Below are 14,818 nucleotides of genomic sequence, written 5' to 3' on the forward strand. Positions count from 1 at the left end.
GTTTCTGTTAAATAATGTTTAATAAAAGCGATAGAGTTTACAGTCAGGTAATAAGGTTAAGGGGGCTGCATGCAGTGAAATCATTGCCCTGATTGCATTACAAAGTTGCGGCAACTACAAAACGGCTACAAGGTGAATACGTGCAACTGCAGGGGGGTATTTTACACGGTGGCGGATTATGTACGGGTTATGTATTTTGGAAAAAAATTTTTCAACTATGCCGGTACGTATTTTAAAAGACGAAAGCTCAGATCCGGCTTCCCTCGCTATTACGAAGGAGAAGCTGGAACAGGGTATTCGCAATTTCAAAAAACATTATTCCCTCTACCCAAGCGGTAGCCAGGAATTCTCGTCAGATTTCAGTATTCCATGGAATTACCTCGAACAAGCCGTTAACGATTACCAGGGCCAGTTTCCCTCAGTTCCTGTTTCTGAGATAGCCATTCGTTTTGTTCACTGCTACAACACTGCAACAGCGTCGTTATATCTGCGCATGCAGATCTGTCAAATGCAGGCAACTACAATTACCGACTACGACAATCCGGTGTACCAGTTGCTGGCCAATGGTTGCGAGTCATGGTATGACGTAGCAGAAAACAGCATTGCTGCAACACCATCCGCCGCTTGCTCTTTTAGCGACCCGGTTTATCTCGATTCTTTTGAGTACACACTTGAAGAAGGCTCAACTCCGCAGGAGCTAAGCGCCGATGGCGGGTTTACCTATGTTCGCACCCTCACTTTCCCGTGGGAAGCCGAGATCTACCAGATGTATCAAGACAATGGCGCCCCAACCGATCCACCAGATAACGTGCGTTTACACTTCTGTGCTGCTTCTTATACCGAATCAGAGCCCGGTGCTGATGCCGTATTATGGCCACATGGCCTGGTTCTATACCTTGAAGTGAACGATGAAAAGCTTCTGGACAATGATAGTACCGTATCTATGTTCAGCTATAAAGGTTGCGATATGGCTACGTTGTGCCCACCTCGCTGCAACGGATATTTTGCACCTGTAGGTGTGGCAGTGTCATCAATGGCAACTACAGCGTAATAATTCCAAATATTGCATACGCTTTTTACCTTCGCACTGTAATTGCGTATGCAATATTTATTATTTGCCGTCGGCGGCAACTTATTAGCCGTCATATTTGGTTTTTACTGGGTAAAGCATCTGCCTTTGCCTTATCGGTTGATGTTGGCGCTGGTATGTGTTACGCTTCTTTGCGAGATACTTGGGCACTTTAGTTCTGCGCATCACCGGGGGAACGCGTGGGTTTTCAATTCATTTTATCTCATGCCAGAATTATGGCTAACGGGATTGACCGGTGCAATGTTGACAATACAACGACTGGTAAAAATAGCTATTCCGCTTGCCCTGTTAGCTGGTTCTGCACTTTGGATTTTTGATATTACCCAATACGGCGTCAATGTTCTGTCTTCAGCTTCGTTACTATATGTTGGTATTTGCCTTACCTTAATATTTTTGATAGTTCTTGTCTCCACGTTGTATCAGCAAAACCTTTTCAAGTCCGCAGCATTCTGGCTCTCGGTTTCTGTCATTCTATATTTCAGTTGTAATATTCCTTTGTTTGGAATGTACAACCTGATTTCATCCCGATCTCACGAGCTACTTGATAAACTATATTACATAAACAATATCCTCGTGGCTATCCGTTACCCATTAGTAGCGTTCAGCTTTTATCTCGCCGGCAGACAACAACTGGCCGAACAGCGCGCCACGTAACTTGTTAACGTTCAGTTATCACGGTACAAGTACGCTCCAGTTTTTTATATTTTGTGAGCGATGCCCCTGACGTATCTACTCACAACTATCGCTACCAAAATACTGGCACTCTTCATAGGCCTGGCATTTTTCCGGCGTATGGCGCTGCCCTACCGGCTGGCATTGCTACAGGTGTTTTTGGGTATGATGGCAGAAGTGGGCGGCTGGTATATCGCAGCAGTTTATCGCGAGCATAATCTCTGGTTGTTCAATTGGTATTGGCTCACAGAGCTATGGGTCATGGGTACCACAGGGATCTTGCTGCTAAAAAACCGGGTACTCCAAAAAGGTTTTCTCGGGTTGTTACTAATACCAACAGCATTGTGGGTCTATTTCATTTCGATCAATGGTATCGATATGCATCCCGCACCAGCGCTTACTGCCATAGGCACCACGCTTATTGTGATCTTTATTGCTGTCCTCTTCCACGCGTCATTCACCCGACAAGCACTATCTTCACAACCGGTTTTCTGGCTGTCGCTATCAGTATTGATATTTTTCGGCGGCATTGTACCGTACTATAGCATGTTCAACTACCTATACACCACCAATCCCGTTCTACTCGAAAAGCTATTCATCATTACAGAAGTGTTGAACCACCTGCGGTATCCTATGGTAGCCATTGGTCTTTTCCTGGCAGGACGCCAACATCTCGCAACTGTAAAACTTCGCAATCATGTTTGATTCTGATATAGGTTTTACCATTGTTGTTACTACACTTCTTATCCTATTATTGATAGCTGGTGTGATCATCACGATCTTTTTGGCCAACCGTAGACATGTGCAGCAGGAAGTAAAGATGGCGCTGATGCAAACCAATTACGAAAAAGAGTTGCGCGCTGTAGAGAATGAAGTACAAGAGCAAACGCTCAATAACATCTCGCGCGAACTGCACGATAATATCGGCCATCTGCTCACGCTGATGCGCATACAAATAGAACAGGAAAAGCTGGACAGACCAGAGGTGGTCACTACGCTGGCGCCCATCGATTCGACACTAACAGATACCATACAACAAGTCCGCTTGCTAAGCCATAGCCTGAACAGCGATGTGCTGGAGCAGAAGGGTCTTCTGCAAATGGTAGAACAGGAAGCCAACAGGCTGCGCCAGTTCAAAAAGATATCGATACACCTGCAGCACGATGAAACGGAACCTGTATTGAACAAAGACCAGCGTATCATGGCCTTCCGCATTTACCAGGAACTGTTGAACAATATGCTGAAACACGCGCGTGCAAAAAACATACATGTGCAGTTGAAGGCAAAAGATAAATTTACGCTGCTGTTGAGCGATGATGGACAAGGTTTTGACCTTGCTGAAACAATGCGTTCCGGCGGTGGTGCGGGATTGAAGAACATGACCAAACGTGCAGCACTGGCCAACCTGCATTTCCATATCGACACTGCCGTTGGCAAAGGCAGTACCTTTACACTTTCTGAAACAAACATCTGATCCATGACTAAGAATGTTTCCATATACCTGGTAGACGACCACCCGATAGTACGCAACGGCCTGAAAGCGCTCATTGAAAAAATGGGCAGCTACAGCATTATACAACAGTTTGACAACGGGCAGGAACTTTTAGACACCCTTCCATTTACGGACAATCCCGATCTCATTATCATGGACCTGACCATGCCGGTGATGGATGGCGCTGAAACAGTGAAAGAACTGAAAGCACGTGGTGTAAAAACACCGGTGATGATATTGACACTGGAAACCACCGAGAAAACGATCATCGAATTATTCCGATTTGGCATTCGTGGATATTTACCTAAGAGCTGCACTGCCGATGTGCTGAAGAAAGCGATAGACGATGTACTGAAAACGGGTTACTACCACGATGAAATGCTGATGAAAGCGCTCACGACCGAACACCACCAGCTGAAAGATGAGAAAACACAGGTACACGAACAGATAACCGACCGCGAAAAACAATTCCTTCGCCTGGTGTGCAACGAGCAGGAACTTACCTATGAACAGATAGCCGACCAAATGGGTGTAAGCCGTCGCACCGTGGATGGCTACCGCGAAGCGATCTTTGAGAAATTCAACATCAAATCGAAAACGGGACTGGTACTATTTGCAATAAAATACGGGCTAATAGATGTAGCCCGTGTAGAAAATTAAAAGGGCTGCAATTGCAGCCCTTTCTATTGAAGTCCTTATTTGTCCGTATCGGTATCCTTACCCTCTTTGGCATCTTTAAATTCTTTGATGCCTTTGCCGATCCCCCCCATCAGGCCGGGTATTTTCTTTGCACCGAAAAGCACGATGATTATCAGTGCTATCCAAATCATTTCGCCACCTCCGGGCATCGATAAAAGTAGTAGAGTATTCATTGGCACTATTTGCCCGCAAAGTTAGGCTATTTTCCTAATACCAATCAGGTTAAAAATAAGTGGAAAATCCTATCTGTATGCCGGCAGTGCGGCTTTCCGGGTTGCCCAAAATATCCTTTTCCCACTGGTACCTGTAATTGGCCCTGATAACAGTTTGCTGCGAGGGCCTGAAGCTAACAGCAGGAGTGATGGCATAAGTATGGTCAAACAATCTCCCACCTGTTTCGGTAAACTGTCCCACATTATAATCGGCATGCTCTACCCTTAGGGCCACATTCAGCGTGCTGTTATCCCAGCCAAACATCCTTCGTTTTACAATAGGTTGCACGATATCGATAAATCCTCCTTGTTGTTTGTCGCCAAACTGTTGACTGAAACTGCCGGGAACATCGATAAATGCCCAAACCCATTCGCCGGTAATGTAGGTCCCTGTAGTCTGTATGGTAGTATTAGCATCTATAGCGAACAGGTCTACCCTTCTCTTCTTATCCAACTCAATACCATCCTCACGAAATTTGTTGTACGCGCCGCCCATCCACGACAGTCCAATCTCAGCCACTTTGCGGTGCTTAATAGCAGTCTTGGCTGTCACCAACGGCACGCCATTGAAGCTTTCTTCAAAACGTTCTCCATTTTCTTTGCTGGCTGGCAACCAGGTGCGGTTCATGTCGTTGTTGATAATGCGATCGTCGAAACCGTTGGTAGCATAAGCCTCATATGCCCATACCCAATTGTTGCTGGCGTATTTGCCATACATGCCGAAACCAACATTGCTCCAGGTGGCCGGGATGATAGTAGTAGAAGCAATCGGCCTGCTCACAAACTCCCATTTCGGACCATCATGGTTCTGGTTGAATGCGCCGATGGGATTCATGATAATACCTCCACGCAGGTTGGCCAGCGGGTGCAAGGTTATATCCATTGATGCGAATTCGATATTGATCTCTTTGCCACCTTCTTCAAATTCAATCTCTGAAAGGAACTTGATGCGTTTTTTGATGGTGGACGAAATGAATACCGTCATTCTCGGCAGCTGGAAAGACAAGCCCTCCGTAATACCATTGGTTACGAAATAGCTGCTGTTGGCCTCCAGGTAGCCACCTATAGACACCGGTATTTTACCTGCCTGCAAAAACGGGCGGTTATACACAGCATCCATATTCATTTGCGACTTCGATGTATCAACCGGGATGCGTTTGATAAACGGAGAGTCGGTTTGTGCGGTCGCACTTAAACTCGTCAGCAATAATACCAGTACAAATACTTGCTTCATCTTATACCAGGTTTACGTAAATAAATTGTTCGTCGCTGGTTACAGCGAATGTTTTTAAAGGTTCGTCGGCAGGGCCGTTCAGCACCTCGCCCCTGTTGCTAAATTCGCTATCATGCGCAGGACAGCTCACTGTATCACCATTTATGTTCAACTCGGCTCCGCGATGTGTGCATTGTAGCAATAGTGCAGCATAGTCATTTTCATCAAACCGGTAAACGACTATCGGAAAATCCAGCCCTTCAGGAGAAATTTTTATGTACGTGCGATAGGTCACTTCGTCGTCTTTCTTCTTCTCAAACTTGCTTTTCTCTATCGCTATTTTGTTCTCCTCGTCTTGCAACGGCTGCTTTATAGCAGCTTTAGCCACTCCACCTAAGGCAGTCATTGCAACAACAGCAAGGCAGCCGCCACCACACAGTTTTAAGAACTCCTGCCGCGTCATAAGCTCTCCAAAAATTTGGTGAGTTTATTCTTATCGGCTTCGCTCAGCTGCAGGTATTTGTTCTTGATCTGCTCTGCTTCGCCACCGTGTAGCGATATGGCATCGTGTATGGTGTGGGCGCGTCCATCGTGCATCAGGTAGTATTGTCCACCTTGTGAATTCATAGAAAGACCAAGTCCCCATAAGGCCGGTGTCTTCCATTCGCTGGTCTTGGCAATACCTTCAGTGTAGCCGTCATCCAGGCCCGGCCCCATGTCGTGCATCAACAGGTCTGTGTAAGGATAGAAGGTTTTGTTGCTCAAGGATGCTACGTCACTCACTTGCGTTGTCCACTGCGGCGTATGGCATTTGCCACAACCTGTTTCTATAAACAGGTTTTTACCGGCTATTACATCCACATCGTTGGCATTGCGCTGTACAGGTACTTTCAATGTTCGTAGATAAAACACCACATTATTAAGAGTAGCCGTTGATACTTCAGGATCGGGAACGTTATCCGGTTGTTCATTCGTACTGTTGTAAATGGCCGGTTCATCTTTCGAATACTCGCTGGTAATACCCATATCCTGGTTGTAGGCATTTACTGTTTGTTGCAGCAGATCGATCGCCGCGGCTTTCTTTCCAAAGCGTCCTATATACTTACCGTTCTTCGCTACATGAAACCATTTAGGTTCAAAGTAAGCTGGAGGTGTGATATAGTTAGGCACGCCGGAGATACCGTCACCATCGCTATCCGCACGGTCGGCATTGGCCAATATCTGTTCATCGGTAAGTGCAGCCAGGAAACCCAACCCGGTATTGGCAGGAGGCGTAAACCGCGAGAACGGTGCACCAGCCGGAACTTGCTCAGGTGTATGACCGGGCAGTGCCCTGTTTTGCAATTGCGGTCCGCCGTGCAACAACCAGGTGTTGCCGTTCGAGTCAAGCTGACCAAAGCGGGTAAGCGTGGTAAATGGGTGCCCTTTTCCATCGCCCGCATGGCACGAGCCACAGGATGTTGCTACGAAGTATGGACCTAAACCGGTTTCAGCGGTAAACACTTCATCGTTGAAGGCTACATCGCCCGCCAGGAATTGTGATTTCTGTTCGGTGGTCAAACCCTCGAGCGGCCCGTCAAGGATGTCTTCGTCAGCAGGAGCTGAAGGAAATATTTTTTTACACGAAATCGCCAGTAAACAACAAAGGCTGATAATTGCCAGCTTTCTCATATCACAGAAAGTTTAGGCAAATATCAACCTAAATTTTATTCAGTCAAAATATTTTTTTAGACTAACCTAAAACTAGCCGATAACCAACACTATAAAGCCATAGACTGCCAGCAGCATGCAGAGGAACAGATAAAACCAGGAGTTGATCTTATTGCTCGACTTATAATAGCTTTGCATTTGCTTATGAAAAGTATTTCTGATGTATTGTTCGCTATACAATCCGAATGATTCGACGAAAAGGCTTCCGGAATCGGGTAAGCGGGTGATCTTTACTGTAACCAGTTTGATAAAGGCAAAAATTCCAATAGTAAAGAATATTGCAAGCGGAAGATACTCGGTTAAGTAGTTATACAGCATAATCCCTTATACTTAATGGTTCACAAAACTCGTCATTAACATCTGAATAACAAAAACTATGCAAATAATTTTTATTTTAAGAAGTGAACTCTGCAATAAATCCTAACTGCTCATCAACACTCTGCAATAAAAAACCAAAACCCTGCAATAAATCCTAAGTAATGAGCGCACTTGGTTCCTATCAAAGAGGCATCCAAAATTGTGCCCAAAACAATCAATAATTAAACAGCATATCTAAATCGCTGTTCTACATAAAATATTTTTTACGGCATAGTTTCCCCTTATCTACAAAATATTGTTGCTTATTGATCAGCCCTGTTGGAGCGATTTTTTTCAGTCTGTTAGGATAAAATATTCCTAACGATCATGAAAGGGATCATTTTCCTCTCCGTTCTGCTATTTCCTATTTTCGGTTTTGCACAGTCTGATACTATTCAACAACGAATATTCCTGGTTGGTGATGCAGGCCAACTATACAACAATACTCAACCGGTTATAGACTGGCTGAAGAAGAATGTAGACTGGAACGATACCCAAAACCGGGTCCTCTACCTTGGTGACAATATATATGATATGGGTTTGCCCATGGAAGGGGCACCTACCTACGCGGCAGCCAAGGCCGTTATTGATTACCAGATAGGTTTGGTAAGAGGTAAAAAAGCAAAGGCTTACTTTATTCCGGGCAACCACGACTGGATGAACGGTAAAATAGGTGGCGACCAGGCTGCTATCAACCAGGTGAACTATATAAATGGTCTTGGGCTGCCCAATGTGCAGGCATGGCCATTGGATGGTTGCCCAGGCCCTGTGCTGAACGAAGTAGACGATAAAGTCGTGATCGTATTTGGTGATAGCCAATGGTTTCTGCATGTGCACGATAAACCGGGACCTGGCTCATCGTGTGCTGCCAAAACAATAGACGAATTCACCACTGAGCTCAATGAGATTGTTCAAACCCACCCTAATCAACTACTTATCTTCGCTGTGCACCACCCGTTCTATACATCTGGACCACATGGTGGTGGCTACACCTGGCAAGACCATATATTTCCATTCAGGGCGATCTCCAGCAGTTTATATATTCCTTTACCGATCCTGGGTTCGGCCTATCCTATCGCCCGTGGTTACTTCGGCAACCTGCAGGATATCTACCACCCACTGTATCGTAACATGATCAACGATATTGAGGCGACTCTTAAGAAACACCCGAATCCTGTACACGTATCAGGACACGAGCACGCGCTGCAACTCAACATTAAAGACAGCATTCCTTATATAGTAAGCGGCTCAGGTTCTAAACTCAATATCATCAAGCCCGGCAAACACAATGATTTCCTGCACCTCAACTATGGCTGCAGTCTTCTGGAAGTATACAAGAATGGTAAGGTACTGGTGAAGTTTTATGATGTGGACAGTAAGGATCTTTCAACTCCACTATATACCAAGCAATTAAAAACGATAGTTCCGGTCACACCACCGCCGGCTTTGGATACAAACTACCAAACCCTGCCGGATTCTGTTACTGTAGCAGCTAACGCACAGTTGAAAGGCAGTGGCGTGAAACGTGCACTATTTGGCAAAAACTATCGCGAAGAGTGGACCGAGCCCATTACAATACCAGTGTTTGACATTACAAAAGAATCGGGCGGTCTGCGACCAGTAAGACAAACGGCTGGACAGTCACGAACACTTACACTCGAAGAAAAGAAAGGCAAACAATGGCAGCTACGTTCAATTGAACGCTTTCCACAAAATGTTATTCCTTCAGACCTGCGTGTGAGGATAGACCTTAATAGAAAGGACGATGCGATGTCGGCTACCTATCCTTTTGCAGCAGTCATTGTAAGCGATTTGCAGCACTCAGCCAAAATTCCATCCCCGCGCCGCAAGCTGGTGTATATACCTGACGATCCGCGCCTGAACCGTTTCAGAAATGACTTTAAGAATACGGTGGGCATATTGGAAGAGCGTGAACCGCAAGGCGTGATGAAAACCATCAGCACAGAAGAGCTGATACTACGCATGCAGCGCAGCAATAACAATACAGTAGACCAAAAGAAAGTATTGCGTGCACGCCTGATGGACAATTTTGTTATGGATTTCAATCGCAACGATGCGCAGTTTACCTGGGCTACCTACGATACAGGACGCAACCAGGTATATTATCCCATACCGCAAAACCCCAGCCAGGCATTTTTTGTCAACCAGGGTGTTATCCCCTACCTGTCGCAAAAAATACTAGCCATACCAGAGATACAGGGATTTAGCGATCGCAACTGGTATCCTACAGCCTTCAATAAACAAGCCTATAACTTCGATCACTTTTTCCTGAATGCATTAACGCAGGAAGACTGGGAAAATGAAATAGATGCGTTCCTGAATACTATGACCGATGCCAATATCGATGCTGCGGTCAACAAACAGCCTTATGCTATTGCACAGCACCACGCCGATCATATATCCAGCGTACTTCGTAACCGTCGCAAAAGCTTCAAGGACGAAATGCTGAAGTACTATAGATACATCTCGCACACCTCTACTATTACAGGCTCAAAGCAGCGAGAGATATTCACGGTCACTAAAAATGACGATGGCTCAATACATCTTCTTGTACAGGAACTGGATGTAAAAGGATCGCTGGCGGCAAAAATGTACGACCGCGTTTTTGACCCGGCCGTTACTAATGAAGTGCAATTATATGGACTGGAAGGTAATGACAGCTTTGTGGTTACGGGTGGCGGCTCACCTATCCGTGTCCGTATGATAGGTGGTCCCGGCGAAGATAAATTTCTGAATACCGGCAATGGTGGAGAACTCCTGGCCTACGACGTAAACTTTGAGAACAATATGATAGTCGGTAACCCGGGGATAGTATCGAAGATAGACGCCGATCCGCGAACCAATTTGTACAGCCGGCAGCAGTTCAAGCATAGCTATGCGCTGCCCGGAGTTAACCTCGCATACAATACCGATAATGGCTTTATTCTTGGTGGCGAGATCGAGTTCTTTAAACACAAGTTCCGCAAAGACCCATACTGGACCCGTCATTTGATCGGGGCACAGTATGCATTCGGTACACAGTCATATCGCTTCAAATACGAGTTTGACTACACCGATATTTGGTACGACAAAGACCTTATAGCACGCCTGGACATACGCGCTCCACGATATGTCACCAACTTCTTCGGCCTTGGCAACAACACTGAATTTGATAAGAATAAACCCGGCGAGATAGAATACTATCGCACCCAGTATGATATAGGTGATCTGTTTGTGGGCATCCGCAAAAACCTTCAGTCATGGCTCAACGTTGATATCGGACCCTCTTTGCAATACTACCAGGTAAGAGAAAACCAGAACGAAGGCAAATACCTGACTGATACACTAACCAAGCCCGCTACTCCAGATCTGTACCAGCCAAAATATTTTGCCGGTGTTGAAGCACGCATGCTGGTAAACTCAAAGAATAACCAGGTAATGCCTACACGTGGTGCTACAATGGAGTTGAACTTGCGGCAACTGATAGGTTTAAATGCCGATCACCATACACCGTTCCGGGCAGATCTCGATCTTGCATTCTTCATGAGCATAAGCCAGGCGCAGTATTTTGTGCTTGCTACCCGATTCGGTGGAGGATATATTTTGGGCAACTTTGATTTTCCACAGGCACTATATCTGAGCGGCCCTGCCAATCTCAGGGGATTTCGCAGGGATCGTTTTGCAGGACGGGGAATGGTGTACAACAACACAGAGATCAGACTTCGCCTTCACCAGTTCAAAACTTATTTGTTCCCGGGTTCGTGGGGCATCATGGCATTTAATGACATAGGTCGGGTATGGATCGACGATGAAGCTTCCGCACGCTGGCACGACGGGTTTGGCGGCGGCTTCTGGGTATCGCCTGTTCACCGCTTTGTATTCACAGGTTGTGTTGCTCACTCAAAAGAGGAGAACATCATGCCGATCATTGGATTTGGATTCCAGTTCTAGAACTAGCGCACAAGGATGATATCCCCCTTCAGGCTGACAGCATGCTCATTTCCAGCGCCGCAGCTTGCTACTACGTGATAGAAATATGTACCGACTTCGGCAGGACTGCCACTGAAATTACCGTCCCAACCTTCGTTTATGTCGGTTGTATAAAACACGCGCTGTCCAAAACGGTTGAACACAGCAAATGCTTTCAGCTGCATTTGTCCTTGTGACACCACGCGGAAAACATCGTTCTTGCCGTCGCCATTTGGAGTAAAGGCATTAGCCATCATTGGCGTGCAGCAATCTGTATATTCCACCATAATGAGTGCAGAATCACGGCAACCATTAGAGTCAACAACGCGCACATAATAGTTGCCTTTGCCGAGTCCTGTTAAGCGGGTGGTGGTGTCGCTGGCCCCGTTGCTCCAGGTATATTTATATGGCTTCGTTCCGCCTAGGGCTTCTGCTTTAATAGAGCCGGTACCACCTGCGCTGTAGCAACTGCTGTGCGTTACAAAAGTATCCAGAGCCAGTGTTGCAGGCTGGGTGATGGTGACAAGCTTATTCAACATACACCCGACAGTATCTTTTATGGTAACGGTGTAGTTTCCGGCATTCAACTGTGAATAATGTAATTTCCTGGTGAGCTCATTATCGTTCAGCGATGACCGATATGGCGGAAAACCTGAGCTTGGACTAAGTGATATCTCACCATTACCCAAGCCGTAACAAGTAACAGACTTCGCCGAAATGCCACCATCTATCACCACAGAATCTTCCAGCGTCATAGGCACGCTCAGTATGCACTCATTATCATCTTTCACGTACAGGGTGTGCGGTCCTGATACCATACTACTATACTTTGTCCTGTAAGTAGTGTACCCTGATTCATCTATTGCATACATGTATGGCGGAGTGCCACCTTTACCCACCAGGTCAATTATACCTGTTGCAAGCGGCCAGCACAAAGCTTTTGAAGAGATGAAATCCAAACCCACAGGCGGTGGATCTGTCAACGTTACTGTTGAATCTTTGATGCATCCCATCACGTCTTTGATATGCACGACATAGCTACCTTGAGGCAGCCCCGTCAGGTGATGGAATATTTGATACGGCCTCGTATTGGCTGCATAAGTGAAAGGTGGTGTACCGCCTGAAATATTGATCATCACCACACCATTAGTATCTCCTGTGCAGCGGGGATTAATAAGACCAATAGAGTTAACATACAACGCAGGCGGCTCTGTAAGTGTTACAGTATCTTTTTGAATGCAGCCGTTGGCATCTTTTACTGAAAGGAAATAAGTTCCTTTTACCAGACTGTTGAAACTACCCGAAGCCGTATAAGGCGCACTATTAATGCTGTAACTGTGCGGTGCCACGCCACCGGCAGAGCTGATGTTAATAGAACCCGAAGCATTTCCGTAGCAATCTATATTTACCGGGGTCGTTGATGTGGTGAGCAGCGGCGGTTGGGTCACGGTTATAGCAGTATCAAAAAAACAACCAGCTACGTCTTCAATATGCAGCGCATAGCTGGCTGCCAACAAATTGATAAAGTTGCCCGCCGATACGGGGGCCGCAGCATTAAGCGAGTATTTATAGTTGCCGTGACCACCAGCTGCAACGGAAACAATACTACCGGTTGGGTCTCCATTACAAAGCACATCGGTTACAGTAGTGGTTGCAGACACCTTTAGAGAGTCTGTCAATATGATCGACGTGTCCTTGATACACCCTGGCCCATCCTTTACGAATAGTGCATAGGTACCCGACGAAATATTTGTAAACACTCCGGTGGTTGAAAAAGGGCCACCGTTCAATGAATACGAGTATGGCCCCGTACTATTATAAGCAGTAATGATAAGCGTACCATCGTTGAATTTATTACAGGTTGGCCGATCGATAGAAAGATTGAGCTTTGTTGTGGTCGGATTAATAATTGTAATGACTGTATCCTTAGCGCACCCGCCACTGTTGGCCACCCGGAAAGTGTATGTACCGGGCATCAAGCTGTCGTTGATATTTGGCAACACGCTTACAGCGCTATCTATTAAAGTTGTACCCTGGTAAATTTTCAACTTCCATGCACCAAGTACGGTGTGCGTTACCATAAAAGCCGCTTTGCTCGTGCAAGTGGCTGCAGCCAGCAAAGTGTAGGTAAAGGTCGGCGCAGGTTGCACGATCACAGTATACGCAATCGTTTGCTTGTTGGCCAGCGGACAACCATCGTCGGTGTATGTTACAAAGAATGTATAGCTACCAGCGGGTACCCCCGTGGTATTCCATGAAAAAGTAGCCTGCGGACTTGCTGTATTGTTGCCGGTAACGTTAAAGCTTGCACCCGGTGGAAGGCCCGACCATTGTATATTAATGTTATCTCCATCTGCATCTGTAGGATTAATATTAAACCCTAAAGCTGCACCCTGGCAGACTTGCACGGTTGTACTGTTGAGCGCACTTCCTCCGTTTACAGAACTGACATTGCCACCCGGTGGGTTATTACCATTAGGCAGCACTACAAAGGTCATCTCGCGCATGCTGGTTCCCCTCAACACGCCATTACGATACTCAGACACCTTATAAACCACCAGGGCTTTCTGCGAAATATTGGGTGTAAAACTCAGCTGGCCTGTTGTGGTGTTAAAAGAAAACGTACCTGAAGCAACTGACAATGGCTGTGTAGCCGTATAAGGGAATGTATACTGAACGTTCACCATTGCACTGCCATTATTGTTCAATCCTGGGACCAGTGCATATACAAGACTATCGCCCGGATCAACGGTACCTGAATTATAATTCGCAGCCTTGTTTACCGGGAAGAATGGCGTAGGTATGGTAGTATAAGTAGGCGACGAATTGAAGGCGCCGATATTGTTTAGCGTTGCTTCCAGCACCATCAGCGTGCCCGAACCAATATTAGTAATAGAATTGCTGCGCCCTGCGCTTGCGGTGGCCGCTAGGCTGCCATTAAAAACGAACCGCCAACTGACGCTTTGTCCATTTAGGGTAACAAGTTCCGAATACACAAACTTTTTTACACCATTTATAACCGGGTTAGTAGGATTGTTGCAGCTGGTATTGCTTATTTGCCCCGGACAAACAGGCGTCACCTCGACACCGTTAACCGGAGCCTGCGGACTAAGTGTCAACTGGGTGTATGGATTCAGGCCATTGTAAACCTCCACTACCGGAGTGGCGTTCACAAGGGTTGGAAAATTTTGGCCGCTACAATCGCCATACAACCAAAGGGTAACATTGTAAGTATTACCGCTAACATGCGTGTAAAAAAAATCGGCGCCAAAAATATGCGTGGCTGACGCCTTGAACGTTGTTAAGAGCACCAGGACCAGCACTGGCAAAATTCTGCGCGATCTCATTCCGGGTTTGTTTTGCTTTATGCAAAGACTAAATGCAAATTACGATTTAATGATATC

General features: G+C 46.1%; 12 protein-coding genes. 6 read left to right on the forward strand and 6 right to left on the reverse strand.

Going from position 1 to position 14,818, the window contains the following annotated elements; all coding sequences use genetic code 11:
• The first annotated feature begins 217 nt into the window (after positions 1 to 217).
• From P2W83_RS03880 to P2W83_RS03900, 5 genes are read left to right on the forward strand one after another with little or no spacing between them, the layout of a single operon-like run.
• Positions 218 to 1,051, forward strand: a complete 834-nt coding sequence (locus tag P2W83_RS03880; RefSeq protein WP_276132381.1) for a hypothetical protein — start codon at positions 218 to 220, stop codon at positions 1,049 to 1,051.
• 42 nt (positions 1,052 to 1,093) lie between these two features.
• Positions 1,094 to 1,744 (forward strand): hypothetical protein, encoded by a 651-nt coding sequence (locus tag P2W83_RS03885; protein WP_276132382.1) that lies wholly within the window; start codon positions 1,094 to 1,096, stop codon positions 1,742 to 1,744.
• 60 nt (positions 1,745 to 1,804) lie between these two features.
• Complete coding sequence (locus P2W83_RS03890) at positions 1,805 to 2,467, forward strand: hypothetical protein (protein WP_276132383.1); 663 nt, start codon at positions 1,805 to 1,807, stop codon at positions 2,465 to 2,467.
• Positions 2,460 to 3,236: a sensor histidine kinase gene (locus P2W83_RS03895; protein WP_276132384.1), complete on the forward strand. Its 777-nt coding sequence runs from the start codon at positions 2,460 to 2,462 to the stop codon at positions 3,234 to 3,236. The genes P2W83_RS03890 and P2W83_RS03895 overlap by 8 nt, the downstream gene beginning before the upstream one ends.
• 3 nt (positions 3,237 to 3,239) lie before the next feature.
• Complete coding sequence (locus P2W83_RS03900) at positions 3,240 to 3,914, forward strand: response regulator transcription factor (protein WP_276132385.1); 675 nt, start codon at positions 3,240 to 3,242, stop codon at positions 3,912 to 3,914.
• Between the two features lie 35 nt (positions 3,915 to 3,949).
• On the opposite strand, the gene P2W83_RS03905 is transcribed toward P2W83_RS03900, so the two are convergent.
• From P2W83_RS03905 to P2W83_RS03925, 5 genes are all read right to left on the reverse strand, one after another.
• Complete coding sequence (locus P2W83_RS03905; protein WP_276132386.1) at positions 3,950 to 4,126, reverse strand: Sec-independent protein translocase subunit TatA/TatB; 177 nt, start codon at positions 4,124 to 4,126, stop codon at positions 3,950 to 3,952.
• Positions 4,127 to 4,175: 49 nt separating this feature from the next.
• A complete protein-coding gene (locus P2W83_RS03910) occupies positions 4,176 to 5,399 on the reverse strand; it encodes a hypothetical protein (RefSeq protein ID WP_276132387.1) in 1,224 nt (407 codons plus the stop codon).
• 1 nt (position 5,400) lies between these two features.
• Complete coding sequence (locus tag P2W83_RS03915) at positions 5,401 to 5,841, reverse strand: Rieske (2Fe-2S) protein (protein ID WP_276132388.1); 441 nt, start codon at positions 5,839 to 5,841, stop codon at positions 5,401 to 5,403.
• Positions 5,838 to 7,049 (reverse strand): di-heme oxidoredictase family protein, encoded by a 1,212-nt coding sequence (locus P2W83_RS03920; protein WP_276132389.1) that lies wholly within the window; start codon positions 7,047 to 7,049, stop codon positions 5,838 to 5,840. Before P2W83_RS03920 ends, P2W83_RS03915 begins: the two co-directional genes overlap by 4 nt.
• Before the next feature lie 72 nt (positions 7,050 to 7,121).
• The gene (locus tag P2W83_RS03925; RefSeq protein ID WP_276132390.1) at positions 7,122 to 7,406 is read right to left on the reverse strand and encodes a hypothetical protein; all 285 of its coding nucleotides are present in this window, start codon (positions 7,404 to 7,406) and stop codon (positions 7,122 to 7,124) included.
• Between the two features lie 366 nt (positions 7,407 to 7,772).
• On the opposite strand from P2W83_RS03925, the gene P2W83_RS03930 reads away from it, so the two are divergent.
• Complete coding sequence (locus tag P2W83_RS03930; protein WP_276132391.1) at positions 7,773 to 11,396, forward strand: BamA/TamA family outer membrane protein; 3,624 nt, start codon at positions 7,773 to 7,775, stop codon at positions 11,394 to 11,396.
• Between the two features lie 2 nt (positions 11,397 to 11,398).
• Here P2W83_RS03930 and P2W83_RS03935 read toward each other — a convergent pair whose 3' ends face one another.
• Complete coding sequence (locus tag P2W83_RS03935; protein WP_276132392.1) at positions 11,399 to 14,761, reverse strand: T9SS type B sorting domain-containing protein; 3,363 nt, start codon at positions 14,759 to 14,761, stop codon at positions 11,399 to 11,401.
• Positions 14,762 to 14,818 lie beyond the last annotated feature (57 nt).

Origin of the sequence: Polluticoccus soli, assembly GCF_029269745.1 — a bacterium.
Classification (GTDB): domain Bacteria; phylum Bacteroidota; class Bacteroidia; order Chitinophagales; family Chitinophagaceae; genus Polluticoccus; species Polluticoccus soli.